Raw genomic sequence first — 17955 nt, 5'->3', positions numbered from 1 at the left:
CTGCTAAAGTTTCACCCTTCGTAACTTCATGACGACCGCTTGTTACTCGCAAATGACATAATGAGGTTGCGGACAATAATCATTCTGGCAAGATTTTACATATTCAATCTATTCTACTGAAAAAATAGTCTGAAGAACGGTCATTGTCTCAGTGCCTTTTGTACCATAAGGTGTTATTGACCGTTCCACGCTTGGAATTTTATGTTTTGCGCAAAGAATGATGATGTCGAATTTTTCTATGAAGCCGATCCATGTTATTGGCGGCGGTCTGTCCGGCAGCGAGGCTGCGTGGCAAATAGCCGAAGCAGGTATTCCTGTTATTTTGCATGAAATGAGGCCGGTCGAAAACACGCCCGCTCATAAAACTGCAAATCTTGCGGAACTCGTCTGTTCCAATTCATTTCGTTCCGACGATGCTTCAACCAATGCGGTGGGGCTCCTTCACGCCGAAATGCGGCTTGCCCATTCGCTTGTTATGAAGGTGGCTGATGAACATCAGGTTCCGGCAGGCAGTGCACTTGCCGTCGATCGTGAAGGATTTTCAAAAACAATTACCAATATCATTGAAAACCATTCCCTGATCAGTGTTGACCGCAGCGAACTTGTGACACTTCCGCCAAAAGAATGGGGGAATGTAATTATCGCAACGGGACCTTTGACATCTCCCCGTCTCGCAGAAGCAATTGTAGACATTACCGGAGCCAATTCGTTATCATTTTATGACGCAATTGCGCCTATTGTTTATAGGGACAGTATCAATATGGATATTTGTTGGTATCAGTCCCGTTATGACAAAGTCGGGCCTGGCGGTACCGGCAAAGATTACATTAATTGCCCGCTCGACAAGGAGCAATATGAGCACTTCGTACAAGCGCTGACAGACGGGGAAAAAATCGAATTTCATGAATTTGAAAACGTACCTTATTTTGATGGCTGTCTTCCTATCGAGGTAATGGCCGAGCGTGGTCCCGAAACCTTGCGTCATGGTCCGATGAAGCCCATGGGACTTACCAATGCACATAATCCGACTGTAAAAGCTTATGCTATTGTACAGTTGAGACAAGACAACGCGCTTGGCACGCTCTATAATATGGTCGGCTTTCAGACCAAGCTGAAATATGGCGAACAAACGCGCATTTTTCGCTCGATTCCTGGTCTTGAAGATGCCGAATTTGCGAGGCTTGGCGGAATCCACCGCAACACCTATCTCAATTCGCCTGTCTTGCTCGACGAAACATTACGGCTTAAAAAACGCAAAAACTTGCGCTTTGCCGGCCAAATGACCGGATGTGAAGGCTATGTTGAATCGGCTGCAATCGGGCTTTTGGCAGGGCGCTTTGCTGCCGCTGACTACAAGGAGAAGGAACCTCGCATACCGCCAATTACTACGGCATTCGGGGCGTTGCTTAATCATATCACGCGTGGTCATATAATGAGCGACGATGGTGGCAAACAATCCTTCCAGCCAATGAATATCAATTTCGGTTTGTTTCCGCCTGTCGAGATTGAAAAACCGGAAGGCAAACGTTTACGCGGCAAAGAAAAAATACTGGCTAAAAAACAGGCTTTGACGAAACGCGCGCTTGCCGATTGCGAAACATGGTTGAACGAGGAGAAACTTCAGTGAGTAACACGCCTATTGTTGTCTTTGACCTTGACGGAACACTTGTTGATTCCGCGCCGGATTTGCTCGACAGCCTCAATTTCTGTCTTGCGCAAGAAGGCCTCAAAACGTTCGAGCCTGTTGACATTCGTCGTCTTGTCGGCATGGGCGGACGTATTATGATCGAACGTGCGCTCAGTTTCCAGAACATCAAACCGGATAATACGCATGTCGAACAGTTGCTTTCCGTATTTATGCGTCATTATGAAGAAAATATGCCGGGAAAGACACAATTTTTCGAAGGCGTTGACAAAGCACTCACAAAACTCTCTGATGCGGGATACAAGCTTGCCGTCTGCACCAACAAATATGAAAATTTGGCCCGTCACCTTTTGGAAGGAATGGGCGAAGCCGATCGTTTTGTAACGATTGTCGGCGGAGACACATTTGCCTATCATAAACCGGATGCCCGACATATTCTTTCTACCATCGAACGTGCTGGCTGTTCGCCTGATAAAGCAGTTATGGTGGGTGATAGCCAGACCGACATCCTTGCGGCACAAAGTGCAGATATTCCCGTTATAGCAGTCGATTTCGGTTATACCGACAAGCCTGTCAGTACATTCAATCCGACCAAAATAATCAGCCATTATGATGAATTGACCCCGCAATTGGTCGCCGGATGCATGATGTGAAGTTTTCAGGAACTGTAACAGGAAATCTAACGGCCTTGCACAAAGTGAGGTGAAGTCGCAATGAAACATATCCTTACCTTGTCAGATAAAAAGCCGCTGTTTGAGGGGCTAACCCGCTCGGTATACATCAATGAGCAAAATCCCGACTATCTGATAAAAATCCCCTCGCCCGCATGGCGTAAAAAAATCGCCGGTTTTTCGCGTCTACGACAATTAAGAAAAGCAATCGATATCAACTCGCCCAATACCCGCGAAATTCGGGAATATATGCGTCATTTTACCGATCCCGATATGGCAGAAAATGAAAAACATCTGATGCAGATTGCCGGAATCGTTTCAACTGACATAGGTTGGGGATTACTCGTCAAAGCTGAAAAGGATTCGTCGGGAAGTTATGCAAAGCCTTTTGGCCATTACCAGAATGATATTCCAAAATATCGTCAAGAAATTGAAGATTTCATTCACTGGGTAAAAACAACAAGTATTATCTGCTACGATCTGAAATTCGATAATATATTACTAAGCTCAAGAAACGGAAAATCTACCCTTGTTCTCGTAGATGGCATCGGGGAAACCGGACTTTTTCCGTTGCGCGCATGGTGTCAAAAATATAACCGGGCAAAAAATATTCATGAACTTCACGAATTCACTGACGCACTGGCGCCATTTCTTGACTTGAAAAACCGCAAATAGCCATCAAGAAGACAATGAAAAGCCCGGCACTCAAGAAAGACCGGGCTTTTAAAACATGGCAATGGATTATTTGTTGTTGACGGCGTCTTTCAAACCTTTGCCAGCCGAGAACTTAGGAACATTGCGGGCAGGAATGGTGATTTCTGCGCCTGTTGAAGGGTTGCGTCCTTTCGTGGCAGCACGGTGGGAAACTTCAAATGAACCGAAACCGGGAAGACGAACATCACCGCCATCTTTCAAAGCATCGGTGACAGAAGCAATAAATGCATCTACGGCTGAAGCCGCTTGAGTTTTTGTGATGCCGGCTTTTTCAGCGACAGAGCTGACCAATTCGTTCTTATTCATTGGATAATTCCTTTCTTTCTATTACCGGACAATAGTGATTCCACCGGTTGCGAGCGAGTTTATTGAAAACTATGGCAAACAGAAGCCAAATTTTAAAAAAAAGCCTGAATCTTCGGGATAATCACAGTTATTCACGGAAAAAATAACGTAATTCACAATTGAAAAACGAAAATAACAAGAAAAGGCAGTCTAAACTGCCTTTTCTCAATGTTTGTATATGTCATTACTGACTTGTGATTCAGTGGGCTATAGAAGTAACGCCATCCTCATCACTTGATATATTGTTGGTAACCGGCGGATTTGCAGGCTCTACCCATTCAATCGGTTCGGGACGACGAACAAGTGCATGATCAAGAACTTCACTTGCAAAACTTACCGGAACAATTTCCATGTTGTTTTTGACATTATCAGGAATATCAACAAGGTCTTTCGCATTCTCTTCAGGAATGAGCACCTTCTTGATACCGCCGCGTAATGCTGCAAGCAATTTCTCTTTCAGCCCGCCAATCGGCAAAATCCGTCCACGCAACGTAATTTCGCCTGTCATCGCGATATCCTTGTGGACAGGTATACCGGTCAGAACCGAAACAATTGCCGTTACCATGGCAACACCTGCTGACGGACCGTCTTTTGGTGTTGCACCTTCGGGAACGTGAACATGGATATCACGGCGTTCGAACAGAGGAGGTTCAATACCAAAATCCACCGCCCGCGAGCGGACATAGGATGCAGCAGCCGAAATTGACTCCTTCATAACATCGCGCAGATTACCGGTAACTGTCATACGGCCTTTACCCGGCATCATAACGCCTTCAATCGTGAGTAATTCACCGCCGACCTCGGTCCATGCAAGTCCGGTAACAACACCGACCTGATCTTCACCTTCAATCTGACCGTAACGGAATATCTTGACGCCAAGAAACTCGTCGATATTGCTGTCATCGACTTTAACCGACTTCTTTTCTTTCTTGACAATCTCCGTCACAGCCTTGCGTGCAAGTTTCATCAATTCGCGTTCAAGCCCGCGGACCCCTGCTTCGCGCGTATAATATTGAATGATCGAGCGGATCGCTTCATCAGTTACAACAAACTCTTTCTTCGAAAGCGAATGTTCTTTCATGACTTTCGGGAGAAGATGGCGTTTGGCAATTTCCATTTTCTCTTCTTCGGTGTAACCGGCAATACGAATGATTTCCATACGATCCATTAAAGGTTCCGGAATATTCAACGTATTTGCAGTTGTCACGAACATAACGTCCGACAGGTCATATTCGACCTCGAGATAGTGATCCATAAAGGTGTTATTCTGTTCTGGATCAAGCACCTCGAGTAATGCCGATGATGGATCGCCTCTGAAATCCTGCCCCATCTTGTCAATCTCGTCGAGAAGGAAAAGCGGATTGTTTTTCTTCGCCTTTTTCATCGACTGGATGATTTTGCCGGGCATGGATCCGATATAGGTACGACGATGACCACGAATTTCCGCTTCATCGCGCACTCCACCTAAGGACATACGCACATATTCACGTCCCGTCGCTTTGGCTATCGAACGGGCAAGCGAAGTCTTACCAACTCCGGGCGGTCCAACGAGACAAATAATCGGCCCTTTTACTTTGGCTGCACGGCTTTGGACAGCAAGATATTCGACAATACGTTCTTTGACTTTCTCAAGACCGAAATGTTCCTCATCCATAACTTTTTCCGCATAGTTAAGGTCATTCTTGATCTTGGATTTTTTGCCCCACGGGATACCGAGGAGCCAATCAAGATAATTACGTATTACTGTCGCTTCAGCCGACATAGGAGACATATTGCGAAGCTTTTTAACTTCACCTTCTGCCTTTTCACGGGCTTCCTTCGACAATTTCGTTTTCTTGATGCGTTCTTCCAATTCAGAAATTTCGTCGTGGCCATCTTCGCCATCGCCCAATTCTTTCTGAATAGCCTTCATCTGCTCGTTAAGATAATATTCGCGTTGGGTTTTCTCCATTTGCCGTTTAACGCGCGAACGTATCCGTTTTTCGACTTGCAAGACAGAGATCTCGCCTTCCATAAAGGCAAGTGCTTTCTCGAGCCTTTCGCGAACAGACAATAATGCAAGCATTTCCTGTTTTTCGGAAAGCTTGATTGCCAGATGTGAAGCGACCGTATCGGCAAGTTTCGTTGCATCATCTATCTGGCTGACAGCACCAATGACTTCCGGAGAAATCTTCTTGTTCAATTTCACATAGTTTTCAAAGTCCGAGATGACCGAACGCATCAGTGCCTCGATCTCGACCTTGTCTTCTTCCGGTTCATCAAGTGGTGTTGCATAAGCTTGGTGATAGTCCGGATTATCCGAAAAACCGGTAATTTTGGCGCGCTTTACACCTTCCACCAGAACCTTGACAGTCCCGTCCGGTAATTTCAACAGCTGCAGCACATTCGCTAATGTACCAACATCATAAATATCGTCGGCCTTTGGATCATCGTCCGAAGCATTCTTCTGGGTAGCCAGCAGGATCTGCTTATCCTGACCCATCGCCTCTTCAAGAGCACGAATGGATTTTTCGCGACCAACGAATAGCGGCACAATCATATGGGGGAAGACAACAATATCGCGAAGCGGCAAAACAGCATAAAGCTTACTGCCGACATCCGCCGTCTTCTCTAAATCATGTTGCATAACATTTCCTTTCTGGAGCCTTGGGCTCGTTTGCAACGTCGGCACCCCTCATATTAAGCAGATACCCACGCACAAAGGGATTAGGTGGTGGCTCACCACCTATAAATCAAGAGCTGCGCGATAACGAAAGACAAGATCGCCCGATATTTTAAATGCATAGGATTTCGGATTTTATTGTCCGACCACTTGAAAAATCAAGCGGATGCATTTTCCTTGGAATGGTCCCGCTCGGCATAGATGTAAAGCGGACGCGCTTTACCTTCTACAACATCACTTGAAATAACCACTTCCTGAACACCTTCCAATGTAGGAAGTTCGAACATCGTATCCAGCAAAATCTTTTCCATGATGGAACGCAATCCGCGTGCGCCGGTTTTCCGCTCGATAGCTTTATTGGCAATTGCCCGTAATGCATCATCATGGAATGTCAATTTGACATCTTCCATTTCGAATAAGCGCTGATATTGCTTTACCAATGCATTTTTCGGCTGCGACAGGATTTGAACCAATGCATCCACATCCAGATCTTCCAAAGTTGCTATAACCGGCAGACGCCCAACAAATTCCGGAATGAGACCGAATTTCAACAGATCTTCCGGTTCGAGATCATGAAAAATCTCGCCAATACGGCGTTCATCCGGTGCTTTGACTGTGGCACCGAACCCGATTGATGTTTTTTCTCCACGAGCAGAGATAATTTTTTCAAGGCCGGAAAATGCACCACCGCAAATAAACAGGATATTGGTTGTATCCACTTGCAAAAATTCTTGCTGCGGATGTTTGCGACCACCCTGCGGGGGAACCGACGCAACCGTACCTTCCATAATCTTTAGCAATGCTTGCTGGACACCTTCGCCCGAGACATCACGTGTGATCGACGGATTATCGGATTTGCGCGAAATCTTATCGACCTCGTCAATATACACGATGCCGCGTTGTGCCCGCTCGACATTGTAATCGGCAGCTTGCAACAGTTTCAGAATAATATTCTCGACATCTTCACCAACATAGCCTGCTTCCGTCAAAGTGGTTGCATCGGCCATTGTAAACGGCACGTCAATAATTCTGGCAAGTGTTTGCGCCAGATAAGTTTTACCGCATCCTGTTGGTCCAACCAGCAGAATATTCGATTTCGACAATTCGATATCATTGCTTTTCGACTGGTTTGCCAAACGTTTGTAATGATTATGGACAGCAACTGCCAAAACACGTTTAGCATGTGACTGACCGATAACATAATCATCAAGAACAGCCATGATTTCCTGCGGTGTCGGAACGCCATCACGTGCTTTCACTCCGGAAGATTTATTTTCCTCACGGATAATATCCATACAAAGCTCGACACATTCGTCGCAAATGAACACCGTGGGTCCAGCGATAAGCTTACGCACCTCATGCTGACTTTTGCCGCAGAATGAGCAATAAAGCGTATTCTTCGAATCGCCCCCGTTATTACCAATTTTGCTCATTTCCTTTATCCTTTCGCCCGAATTGCATGAAATATTTTGCCTTTTCGGTTAAACTTTTCAAGCCCATTCCACCAAGAAACTAAAACAAATCAAAATTACGGCCATCTATATAACCGTTTTCCCCCTAAAACATGTAAACGCTAAATGTTATTTTTACTAAAAATCGGGAAGCGGCGATTTGATGGCTTATTGTTTCAAAAATTATTGAAACGACCGCTACCCGATCTTGTAAAATTTAGTCGCTCTGTTCTTCTTCGGCCTCGGCACGATACTGAATGACCTCATCGATCAATCCGAATTCTTTCGCTTCATCTGCTGTCATAAAATGATCGCGATCGAGTGTACGTTCGATGGTCTCATAATCCTGACCTGTATGATGAACATAAATTTCATTCAGCCGCCGCTTCATTTTTATGATATCCTGCGCATGGCGCTCGATATCCGAAGCCTGCCCCTGAAAGCCGCCGGAAGGCTGATGCACCATAACGCGTGCGTTCGGCAATGCAAAACGATGCCCTTTGGCACCGGCAGTCAATAAAAGCGACCCCATAGAAGCTGCCTGCCCCATACAAAGAGTTGAAACAGCGGGACGGATGAATTGCATCGTGTCGTAAATAGCCATACCCGAAGTGACAACACCACCGGGAGAATTGATATAGAGGCTGATTTCCTTTTTCGGATTTTCTGCTTCGAGAAACAGAAGTTGGGCGCAGACAAGCATTGCCATGCTGTCTTCAATCGGGCCATTGATAAAGACAATTCTTTCCTTCAACAAGCGGGAAAAAATATCATAGGACCGTTCGCCGCGATTGGTCTGTTCCACAACTATTGGAACAAGATTGAGGGCAGTCTGGATCGGATCACTCATTTTCACTTCCATATTATACGAATCGTCGTTTGCGACCTGAAATGTCGTTATAACCAGAATATCAATCCATTAGAAGATCAATAGATTTTTGTTTTGCCTTAAAACGCAAGGCCATCGGAACCGCTACCGGATGATTTGTGAGAAAATTATCTCAAGAAGATTACCATACGTTATTTCTTCATCTGAAATAGCGTTTTTATATGTGTTCATCCCGCTTCAACTTCAAGTCTTTCAACAAAGGCTCACACATTTATACAAACAACACTTACAATTGTTTTAACGTGGTACAGAAAAACACAACAGCAAGCGGCTTTATATAAAATTGATGATTTCAATTTCAACATCCGGTTATTGCAGTTGTTGCCCGACAGTCATGATACCCTGTCCGACCCAAATCCAAGGAAGTTGCTTTACGAGCACTTTCTAATTTTTTTGCTGTTCAACTATCTTGAAAAAACCGGGAATTCTTTTTGTTGCCCAGTCATAGAAACTTCCTTCTTTAATAGGGTCGGTCGTTCTTTCCTTTTTATGAACATGAAAACCTATAAAGCGTGGATCGTCGAGCGGCTCAAGACCATAAGCAGGATCAAAAATACGTTCGGTATCACGACCGGTCCAATAATAAAAAGTTTCCTTTTCTTTGGCCTCACCAAAAAAGCCGTATCTTTTGGCGAGCCTTGATATTCCGTCATTGCCAAAAACCGTGATTCCCAATCGTCCGGGGACAACAGGCAAATTTTGTCTTTTGAGACGCCACGGTATCCATATTCCCCGATGAAAACCGAGCCAGTCCGGCACCATTTGGCCGCTTTCAAGATAGTCATCATATTTCTTGATGATAGGATTGTCAGCCGGAAGATAAAGTGCAGAAACCCCTACGCGCGAACGATTTTCTCGGGCAAGCCATACCTTTCCCTCTTCCGGATGGAATTGTTTGACAAGGTAGACATCAGTATCAAGCCAAACACCGGCGCGGTTTTTCATGAGCCTCACGCGAAACAGATCAGACAATTGCACAATCGTCCGTATAGGCTTGAAATCGGGAAATTTCGGATCAAGCCGATAAAGTGTCGAAAGCGGCAATATCGGCTCCGCCTCAAGGAGCTCGACACCTTCAGGCACGTTTTCCACATTTCCATGGCTATAAAGTTTGACATGTTGACCGGTCATTACCATTGACGAAAGGCACAGCCAATCAATAGGACGCAAGCGATCTCCATACCAGAAAGTGCAGATATCCATTCGAAGACCTCTTAGAAATATTCCAGGCTGACACGAAACAGTTGTTCTACATCCCGTACGGCATCGGCCATTGCAAAAATAACAACCATATCACCTGCAAGAACACGTGTATCCCCCCTCGGACGGATCATCGAATTGTCGCGATAGATAGCGCCAATACGCAATCCTTGAGGTAATTCGAGTTCTGACAAGGGCTTTCCGACAAGTGGAGACGTCTGCATAGCTTCTGCTTCAATAATTTCGGCTTCTCCGTTCGACACCGAATAGACCGAGCGAATACGCCCTCTACGCATTTGCTGAAGCACTTTTGAAATTGTGACACTGCGCGGATTAAGATGGGAATCAATGCCGACAGTTCTGGTAAATTCCTGAAAAGCAATATTGTTAATGAGAACCATATTCGACTTGCAGCCAAACATTTTGGCCATAATGGCACTCAGCACATTGACCTGATCCTGATTTGTCAATGTCACGATCAGATCGGCCTGTTCGACATTGGCTTCCTGCAAAATCGCCGGATCAAGGGCACTACCATTCAGCACAACGGTACGATCCAATTGATCGGTGATAGCAAGCGCCCGCGCTTTATCCGCTTCGATAATGCGTAACCTTGCCTTGTGTTGACGTTTTTCCATTGCGCGGGCAACATAAAGTCCGATATGACCACCGCCTGCGATAATGATACGGTTTGCTGCCTGCTCGTCATGACCGAACAGCCCCAAAGCACGGCGCACCTGACTGCGTGAAGCGACAAGATAGGTGATGTCCCCCACTTTCAATTCTGTATTGGCATGGGCAATGAAGAGTTTCTTTCCCCTTTTGACGGCTGTCACAGTCGTTAGCAAATCCGGAAAAAGATCGGTCAATTGTCTAAGCGGTGTGTTGATGACGGGACAATCTTCCATACATTCAAGTGCCAGAGCAACAATTTCGTCATAACTGAAATAAAGAACGTCCAATGCACCTGGTAGAGCAATGCGGCGCAACACCATCTCGCCAACCTCGATTTCCGGCGAAATAACGACATCAATTGGCAAAGCATCGCGCTGGAACAAACCCTGATATTGCGGATCAAGATAGGATTGGTTACGAACACGTGCAATTTTTGTCGGCACATTGAAGAGCGCATGGGCAACCTGACATGCCACCATATTGACTTCATCGGAAAGCGTTACAGCAATGAGCATATCTGCTTCATCGGCACCGGCTGCGCGCAAAACATCAGGACGTGCGCCATGTCCGACAATACCCCGAACATCAAGAGTATCACGCACTTTTTCGATCAGCTTCGGCTCGATATCAATAACCGTAACGTCATGTTGTTCATTGGAAAGACGTTCTGCTATCCCGTAGCCGACCTGACCAGCCCCGCAAATGATGACGCGCATATTTTAAGAAACTCCAAGCGATTTCAGTTTACGGTGCAGTGCAGACCGCTCCATGCCGACGAATTCGGCAGTCCGCGAAATATTACCACCAAACCGGTTGATTTGTGCAACCAGATATTCCTTTTCGAACAGTTCGCGTGCTTCCCGTAACGGCAGTGCCATAATATGCAAATCTGAATCTGTAGGTGCACGTGGCAATGTATCGCCGACTTCTGCGGGCAGAAGTTCGGCCGTAATCGGACCGTCTCCTCCTTCGCCGCGCGCCAGAATCAACAAACGCTCGATATTATTGCGTAACTGTCTGATGTTTCCGGGCCAACTATGAGCTTGTAGAATTGCCATCGTATCATCACCGATTTCACGCGGTTTTATCCCAGCCTGCTCGGAAATCTGGTGCACAAAATAATGCACAAGTTCGGGAATATCCTCCCGATGGCTTGCAAGTGGTGGAACAGCAATCGGCACGACTGCCAGACGGTGGAACAGATCTTCGCGAAAACGGCCTTCGGCAATCAACCCTTCCAGATTCTGTGCTGTTGACGAGATAACACGCACATCCACTTTAACACGTTTGCTCCCCCCTACCCGTTCGAATGTCTGATCGGTCAAAACGCGCAAAATCTTGCTTTGTGTTTCGCGCGGCATGTCCGCAATCTCGTCAATATAGAGAATGCCGCCATGTGCCTCTTCAAGAGCACCAACTTTACGCTCTCCTCCATCCATTTCGGTCCCGAAAAGTTCGATTTCCATTCTTTCAGGCGTAATGGTTGCCGCGTTGATTGTCACAAACGGGCCGTTTGCACGGTTTGAAAGGGCATGGATTGCCCGCGCTGTCGTTTCTTTGCCTGAACCTGATGGGCCGGTAATCATGATACGGCTATTGGTGGGCGCCACTTTTTCGATCGTCTGGCGCAAATGGTTCATCACAAGCGACTTGCCGAGCAATTCCGGCGTAACACTTGATTGTTTGCGCAATTCATTGACTTCGCGTTTCAACTTGGATGTTTCAAGCGCCCGCTCGGCAACCAAAATCAAACGATCCGCTTTGAACGGTTTTTCGATAAAATCATAAGCACCGCGTTTAATCGCCGAAACAGCCGTTTCGATATTTCCGTGGCCGGAAATCATCACAACGGGTAAATCAGGATAACGCGTTTTGATTTTATCAAGCAGTGCCAAACCATCCAGACGACTTCCCTGCAACCAGATGTCGAGAAAAATCAAACGCGGAACACGGTTTTCAATTTGCTGAAGTGCTTCGTCCGAATTGGCAGCGAGACGCGTTTCGTGCCCTTCATCCTCTAGTATTCCGCCGACCAGTTCGCGTATATCCGCTTCATCATCGACAATCAAAATATCTGAAGCCATCTTACTTAACCGTCCTATTTCTCAACATCTACTTTAACAACATCAGATTTGCCATTACCTGCTGCCGGAAAGACCATACGGATCATTGCACCACGACCATTATAAAAATTTACCGGTGCATCATGTAATTCCATATAGCCTCCATGTTCCTCTACAATTTTACGCACGATTGCCAGTCCCAATCCGGTCCCCTTCTCTCGTGTCGTTATATAGGGTTCCAATAATTTTTGTCTTTGTTCCTTGGGGAGGCCTTTGCCATTATCTATTATATCGGCAACGAGTTTATCCCCTTCGCGATAAGAACGCACGAGGATATGTCCCTCGATCGCTTTATCGACCGCAATTGCATCAATTGCTTCACTTGCATTTTTTATCACATTTCCGAATGCCTGCCCGATGAGCCGGCTGTCAAATTCGCCCATGAGTGGCTCTTCTCCCAAATCCCGCTCGAATTTGATATCATGACGTGACACTTCAACAAGGAAAAAGGCCTCTCTTAACGGCTCCCGCATATCAAGCAGGTGCATTTCCGGCTTAGGCATTCGGGCAAAAGACGAGAACTCGTCGACCATTCTTCCGATATCGCCAACTTGCCGTATGATTGTGTCGACACATTGGTCAAAAACATCCCGATCATCCGTAATCACCTTACCATAACGCCGGCGTATGCGTTCGGCCGATAATTGTATCGGTGTCAGTGGATTTTTTATTTCATGGGCGATACGACGGGCAACATCGGCCCATGCACTCGACCTTTGAGCCTCCACAAGATCGGTTATGTCATCAATTGTTAAAACCCATGATTGCCCGTTACCATCGTTTTCCTCCATCGTAACCTGCACATTATAAACCCGATTACGTCCGTCTTGTGAAAGTGTAACCTGTTCGCGATGATTTTTGCGTCCCGATGAACGCGCAACCTCGAATACTTGTCCAATATCCGCATTGAGCGACATAAGACTTTTCCCGACAACTTCGTTCGGATCAAGATTGAACATTGTCTGCGCAGAACGATTGATAGTCGTAACATCCCCGTTTTCGTCAATTCCCGCAACCCCTGCATTAACACCGGCAAGGACTGCTTCCGAAAAGCGGCGCCTCTCGTCTATCTGGTCACGCGCTGAAATCAACTCATTGCGCTGACTTTTAAGCTCGCTCACCATATAATTGAATGTCCGGGACAGTTGACCGATGTCACCATCCTTGGCACGAACGGGAACCACAACATCCATATTGCCGGAAGCAACATCATCGGCAGCGCCAATCAACAGGCGGATGGGCCGCACCAAACGGTCTGCCACGGCAATGCCTGTCCAGATTGCCGAAATCAACAGACTGAGAAACAGACAAAGATAAAGGACAGCAAAAGCTATTTGTGTCGGAACTCGATTTTCATTAAGATCACGATAACGTGCTGTATTGGCTTCAGTCAGACGCAAAGCCGATAAAACGCGTTCGTCAACATCCCGTACAAGATAAAGAAATGTATTTGGTATATCGTTCAGTTTTAATATGATACCGAAATAATCATGCTCACCGGGTTGAAAAGTGAACGGACTACCATTTGTCGCTTGAACAATGAGATTTGCTGGCGGTATTGGCAATTTGTCCTCACCACCGAGATTACTTTGCAAAAAAACCGTGCCGTTCGGACTTAGCAAAAAAGCTCCGCGCAAATCCCGCCCTGCCGCATGGCGCGTAAGCTGTAACCTGTATTCAGTGGGATTTAATGCCAGAAGCCTGCGGTTATCGAGCGCGAGAGCCATGGCATATGAAGAATTTTTCAGGTTTTGCAATGTCTCATCTGCGTAACCATTGGCGAGATCGATCGAGGAAGCCACAATCTGTCTAGTTGTTGTATCAAACCAACGATCGAGCCCCTGATTGAGTGTTACACCGGCAACAATTGCAACCACAACGGCAGGCAATGTTGCAACAAGTGCAAAAAGCGAAATTATTCTGACGTGAAGTCTTGAAGCAGCCCTTCTTGCTCTCCACGCTTGAATAATCGGCATTAACTCATAGCAAGCGATAGCTATAAGCCCGAGCACCCATACGCTATTGACGGCAATAAGGACAAGCGTCACGAAAGTGCTTGGAATAATTGGCGTAAAGCCCAACAGAATAGCAAAAGAAACAACTGCCGTTAGCAAAGCCAATGCAATAACCATGATTCCGAAGAATGCATGCATATTCCGTCGTTTGACGCCATATAAGCTTTTATCTTCCGGTTTTACCAATTCGCGATTCTTCCCGATCCAACCCATTGTTTCGACAATGATGCAACACTTTGTGGCGAAAATGCAACAGAAAGAATTGAACCTTCCCTAATTATGAAGGAAAAGTCCCCTTTTACAAAATGATAATGGAATTCATATCGAGTGAATTCATGATATTCATTCACATGCTTACCGAAATTTTTCTATAAAACTCGTTTATCATTCTAAAACGACTTCGGCAGATGTCCACTCATTGTCACCAATAATATAAATTCGCTCTATAAAATAGTCAGCACTTGTTCCTTTTGAAAAGCGGATAACGAATTTTGCAAAAATCGAATTTGTTGCATCTTCAAAATTCTGTTGTCATTGATGTTAAAATGGGTTGGAGCATATTCTTTTCCAATCACTAAACCGGAATAGATTCTGTCGGACGTTTTTCCCTATTTCACCTATGCGCTATTCGAGCGTCACAGGCATTGTCTAGTCTTTAGCTTCTCTTTCTTGTCATGTTACAATGTCTGGATATCCGGCTTGGTTTGTCAAAATCAGGACAAATTATGCTGCTAGGATAGTTTTAATGTTATTATTCTCGTCCACTTCATGCCGGTTGATTGCTTCCAATTACCAAAGCCAAAGACGCTTATTGACAATGATTTGCTAAAACCTTCTAAAAAAAGTAAAGAAAACATCTTCACATTTTTAAGAATCGTTCTAAATTATAGAGAGATGTCTCTAACAGAAAGGAATGGAAATGCGGCTCACAAAACAGACGAATTATGCCATCCGGATGTTGATGTATTGCGCTGCTAACGAAGGAGAGTTGAGCCGCGTACCGGAAATTGCCAAAGCCTATTCGGTTTCCGAACTGTTTTTGTTCAAAATTCTTCATCCACTGGTCGAAGCCGGATTAATGCAAACCGTGCGTGGACGTAATGGCGGCGTTAAGCTTGCCAAGCCGGCTGACGAGATTTTTGTTTCCGACGTTGTGAAAGTTACAGAAGAAAATTTTGCAATGGCGGAGTGCTTTGAAAGTGGTGCCATTGAATGCCCATTGGTGAATTCGTGCGGCCTCAATGCAACATTGAGTAAGGCTTTAAAAGCTTTTTTCGACGTGTTGAAGGCAACTTCCATTGCCGATTTGCAAAGGCCAACTTTCAGGGAACGTCTCGGTATCCATGAACATGACGAGCATGATGAAAACGCGAAAGTTTTGAACTAATATCCCAGTCGGAATTCACGTTATAATCTATTGTTTTGTTGTTATAATCAATTTTGAAGGGGCGCATCATATCCAACGCAGCCATCATATTAGCCGCTGGCAGGGGTGAACGCATTGGTTCGCCTGAAAATGGCCCCAAACAATATCGACCGCTTGGCGGTCATGCAGTCATTTTTCACACGCTCAAGCATTTTCTTGATAGCGGGCTGTTTTCAACCATCATATTGGTCATCCATCGCGATGACGAAATGCTTTGTCAAAAAGCAATTGGTGACTTGGCAGACCATGTCACGATTGTTCACGGTGGAAACACACGACAGATATCGACCCTTTGCGGTCTCCGCGCATTGAATAGTCTGAGTGTAGCCAACAAACCTCAATATGTATTTATTCATGATGGTGCACGGCCTTTTGTTTCCGGTTTACTTCTGGAACGGATTGATAATGCGCTGTCTCAAGATTTCGGAATCTTACCTGCTGTAGCCGTTTCCGATACACTAAAACGTGCCGATGATAACGGCATAGTTGTCGAGACAGTGCCGCGCGATCATCTCTTCGGGGCGCAAACGCCGCAGGCATTTCCTTTTTCTAAAATTTTAGAGTTGCATGAAAAAGCCGCGAACCTCGGATTAACCGGTTTTACCGACGATTGTGCCTTGGCGGAATGGGCGGGGTTCGGTATAAAACTTGTGGCTGGCAGCAGTGAAAATATGAAAATTACCTGGCCTGCAGATCTTGCTATTGCCGAATTGCGTATGAAAAAGGAAACCATGACAAATCAGGAAAAGCAGACACCCGCTTCTTTCCAATTTCCGGATGTTCGCACCGGTAATGGATATGATGTCCATCCATTCGAACCGGGCGACGGAGTGACGCTTTGCGGCGTAAAAATCGCTTATGAAAAGAAATTGAGCGGCCATTCCGATGCCGACGTTGCTCTTCACGCTTTGACGGATGCATTGCTTGCTACACGGGGCGCTGGAGATATCGGTACACATTTTCCCCCTTCCGACCCAAAATGGAAGGGTGTCTCGTCCGATATTTTTGTGCGTCATGCTGTATCCATTATAAAAGAATCCAAGGGGCGCATTGCCAATGTGGATATTACGCTGATTGCAGAAGGGCCGAAGGTTGGCCCCCACCGCAAGGAAATGACCGAAAAACTCATGGATATGCTCGGCATATCCGCCGACCGTATTTCGGTCAAAGCCACGACCAACGAAAAATTGGGATTTGTCGGGCGCAAAGAAGGAATTGCTGCAATTGCAACTGCGACAGTTATCTATCCGGGGAGTGTTCCAGAATGACTCTTATTGCTGAAGCCAAGGCAAAAAAAGTTCTTGAAGCCTGCCGTTTACACCATTTAAAACTGGCAACTGTGGAATCCTGCACGGGCGGCTTGATCATCGGTAGCCTAACCGATATTGCAGGCTCGTCCGACGTTGTGGAATGTGGTTTCATTACCTATTCCAACGAGGCAAAAAATAGGCTTGTCGGTGTTCCTTCCGATATGATCAAAACATTTGGTGCTGTGTCGAAAGAAGTCGCTATTGCAATGGCCGAAGGCGGTGTCAAACATTCAGGTGCCGATATTGCTGTTTCGGTTACAGGGGTTGCGGGTCCGGGTGGCGGCAGTGCCGAAAAGCCGGTTGGACTTGTTCATATGGCTGTCGCATTGGCAAATAAACCGACGCTTCATTTTGAAGCCCGTTTCGGCGATCTTGGTCGCGAAAACGTTCGTCATGCAACTGTCAAACGGGCATTGGATCTGGTTCTAGAAGCGATCGACAAAGCTTAGCCTTTTGATGATTGCTGCGCGTTACCACCACTAAGCGGCCAGTGCGATTTCAGTCTGGTACGGAAATCACTACCTTCCTTAGCTTTAATCGCAGTTTGCGATGGAGATTGACTTCAGGACACCGGTTACGGTCAAAGCTCCTCGGGGAATTGAAACCGGACCGGAGGAAATCAACTAACGATTCTTAATCAAGCTTGGCGAAATCTATATTTGTCGCCAATTTTTCACCCGCAACATATGCTATTAGGCGCGCTCCCCCTCGTGCAGGAGTTAAAGTTTCTGCGATTTAATACAGGTAATCTTGATAGAGCCGAAAAATCGGAATGAGGAGCGGCCTTTAACTATCCGATTTAAAGGCGTTCATGAGCAAGTTTGCCCCC

Annotated in this window: 14 protein-coding genes; 6 read left to right on the top strand and 8 right to left on the bottom strand. The window is 45.9% G+C overall.

Annotation, left to right across the window (positions count from 1 at the left end):
• The first annotated feature begins 223 nt into the window (after positions 1 to 223).
• The 3 genes from trmFO to BBC0178_RS04695 are packed head-to-tail and all read left to right on the top strand — an operon-like array spanning position 224 to position 2991.
• Positions 224 to 1627 carry a methylenetetrahydrofolate--tRNA-(uracil(54)-C(5))-methyltransferase (FADH(2)-oxidizing) TrmFO gene (trmFO, locus tag BBC0178_RS04705; protein ID WP_418214913.1) on the top strand — a complete coding sequence of 468 codons (1404 nt, stop codon included), beginning with the start codon at positions 224 to 226 and terminating at the stop codon, positions 1625 to 1627.
• Positions 1600 to 2298 (top strand): phosphoglycolate phosphatase, encoded by a 699-nt coding sequence (gph, locus tag BBC0178_RS04700; protein WP_188317773.1) that lies wholly within the window; start codon positions 1600 to 1602, stop codon positions 2296 to 2298. The genes trmFO and gph overlap by 28 nt, the downstream gene beginning before the upstream one ends.
• 60 nt (positions 2299 to 2358) lie before the next feature.
• Positions 2359 to 2991, top strand: coding sequence for a YrbL family protein (locus BBC0178_RS04695; RefSeq protein ID WP_078039386.1), 633 nt, complete (start codon positions 2359 to 2361; stop codon positions 2989 to 2991).
• A gap of 66 nt (positions 2992 to 3057) precedes the next feature.
• Here BBC0178_RS04695 and BBC0178_RS04690 read toward each other — a convergent pair whose 3' ends face one another.
• The 8 genes from BBC0178_RS04690 to BBC0178_RS04655 form a co-directional block, all read right to left on the bottom strand.
• Entirely contained in the window at positions 3058 to 3336 is a 279-nt protein-coding gene (locus BBC0178_RS04690) for an HU family DNA-binding protein (protein ID WP_077971136.1), read from the bottom strand.
• Between the two features lie 238 nt (positions 3337 to 3574).
• On the bottom strand, positions 3575 to 6001 hold the full coding sequence (lon, locus tag BBC0178_RS04685) for an endopeptidase La (RefSeq protein ID WP_077971135.1): 2427 nt from the start codon (positions 5999 to 6001) through the stop codon (positions 3575 to 3577).
• Between the two features lie 194 nt (positions 6002 to 6195).
• Positions 6196 to 7470, bottom strand: coding sequence for an ATP-dependent Clp protease ATP-binding subunit ClpX (gene clpX / locus BBC0178_RS04680; RefSeq protein WP_077971134.1), 1275 nt, complete (start codon positions 7468 to 7470; stop codon positions 6196 to 6198).
• Positions 7471 to 7705: 235 nt separating this feature from the next.
• Positions 7706 to 8338, bottom strand: a complete 633-nt coding sequence (gene clpP, locus BBC0178_RS04675; RefSeq protein WP_077971133.1) for an ATP-dependent Clp endopeptidase proteolytic subunit ClpP — start codon at positions 8336 to 8338, stop codon at positions 7706 to 7708.
• Between the two features lie 423 nt (positions 8339 to 8761).
• A complete protein-coding gene (locus BBC0178_RS04670) occupies positions 8762 to 9580 on the bottom strand; it encodes a glycosyltransferase family 32 protein (RefSeq protein WP_078039385.1) in 819 nt (272 codons plus the stop codon).
• A gap of 11 nt (positions 9581 to 9591) precedes the next feature.
• Entirely contained in the window at positions 9592 to 10968 is a 1377-nt protein-coding gene (trkA, locus tag BBC0178_RS04665) for a Trk system potassium transporter TrkA (RefSeq protein ID WP_078039384.1), read from the bottom strand.
• 3 nt (positions 10969 to 10971) lie between these two features.
• Positions 10972 to 12336 (bottom strand): nitrogen assimilation response regulator NtrX, encoded by a 1365-nt coding sequence (gene ntrX, locus BBC0178_RS04660; protein ID WP_077971127.1) that lies wholly within the window; start codon positions 12334 to 12336, stop codon positions 10972 to 10974.
• Positions 12337 to 12350: 14 nt separating this feature from the next.
• The gene (locus tag BBC0178_RS04655) at positions 12351 to 14603 is read right to left on the bottom strand and encodes a sensor histidine kinase NtrY-like (RefSeq protein ID WP_078039383.1); all 2253 of its coding nucleotides are present in this window, start codon (positions 14601 to 14603) and stop codon (positions 12351 to 12353) included.
• Positions 14604 to 15309: 706 nt separating this feature from the next.
• Here BBC0178_RS04655 and rirA point away from each other — a divergent pair.
• From rirA to BBC0178_RS04640, 3 genes are read left to right on the top strand one after another with little or no spacing between them, the layout of a single operon-like run.
• On the top strand, positions 15310 to 15777 hold the full coding sequence (gene rirA, locus BBC0178_RS04650; protein ID WP_077971124.1) for an iron-responsive transcriptional regulator RirA: 468 nt from the start codon (positions 15310 to 15312) through the stop codon (positions 15775 to 15777).
• A 50-nt stretch (positions 15778 to 15827) separates the two neighbouring features.
• Positions 15828 to 17084, top strand: coding sequence for a bifunctional 2-C-methyl-D-erythritol 4-phosphate cytidylyltransferase/2-C-methyl-D-erythritol 2,4-cyclodiphosphate synthase (locus BBC0178_RS04645; RefSeq protein ID WP_225868362.1), 1257 nt, complete (start codon positions 15828 to 15830; stop codon positions 17082 to 17084).
• A complete protein-coding gene (locus tag BBC0178_RS04640) occupies positions 17081 to 17575 on the top strand; it encodes a CinA family protein (RefSeq protein ID WP_078039382.1) in 495 nt (164 codons plus the stop codon). Before BBC0178_RS04645 ends, BBC0178_RS04640 begins: the two co-directional genes overlap by 4 nt.
• The last annotated feature ends 380 nt before the right edge of the window (positions 17576 to 17955 follow it).

The sequence above is a fragment of the Ditibartonella apihabitans genome, assembly GCF_002007485.1.
GTDB lineage: Bacteria > Pseudomonadota > Alphaproteobacteria > Rhizobiales > Rhizobiaceae > Bartonella > Bartonella apihabitans.
Note: the sequence above shows the minus strand (reverse complement) of the source record. Positions and strands in the feature narration are given on the sequence as shown.

Coding starts and splice junctions, on each gene's coding strand:
- BBC0178_RS04690 (WP_077971136.1), bottom strand. CDS start 3,336: ATGAATAAGAACGAATTGGTCAGCTCTGTCGCTGAAAAAGCCGGCATC.
- BBC0178_RS04670 (WP_078039385.1), bottom strand. CDS start 9,580: ATGGATATCTGCACTTTCTGGTATGGAGATCGCTTGCGTCCTATTGAT.
- rirA (WP_077971124.1), top strand. CDS start 15,310: ATGCGGCTCACAAAACAGACGAATTATGCCATCCGGATGTTGATGTAT.
- gph (WP_188317773.1), top strand. CDS start 1,600: ATGGTTGAACGAGGAGAAACTTCAGTGAGTAACACGCCTATTGTTGTC.
- trkA (WP_078039384.1), bottom strand. CDS start 10,968: ATGCGCGTCATCATTTGCGGGGCTGGTCAGGTCGGCTACGGGATAGCA.
- clpX (WP_077971134.1), bottom strand. CDS start 7,470: ATGAGCAAAATTGGTAATAACGGGGGCGATTCGAAGAATACGCTTTAT.
- BBC0178_RS04655 (WP_078039383.1), bottom strand. CDS start 14,603: ATGGGTTGGATCGGGAAGAATCGCGAATTGGTAAAACCGGAAGATAAA.
- trmFO (WP_418214913.1), top strand. CDS start 224: ATGTCGAATTTTTCTATGAAGCCGATCCATGTTATTGGCGGCGGTCTG.
- BBC0178_RS04695 (WP_078039386.1), top strand. CDS start 2,359: ATGAAACATATCCTTACCTTGTCAGATAAAAAGCCGCTGTTTGAGGGG.
- lon (WP_077971135.1), bottom strand. CDS start 6,001: ATGCAACATGATTTAGAGAAGACGGCGGATGTCGGCAGTAAGCTTTAT.
- clpP (WP_077971133.1), bottom strand. CDS start 8,338: ATGAGTGATCCGATCCAGACTGCCCTCAATCTTGTTCCAATAGTTGTG.
- BBC0178_RS04640 (WP_078039382.1), top strand. CDS start 17,081: ATGACTCTTATTGCTGAAGCCAAGGCAAAAAAAGTTCTTGAAGCCTGC.
- ntrX (WP_077971127.1), bottom strand. CDS start 12,336: ATGGCTTCAGATATTTTGATTGTCGATGATGAAGCGGATATACGCGAA.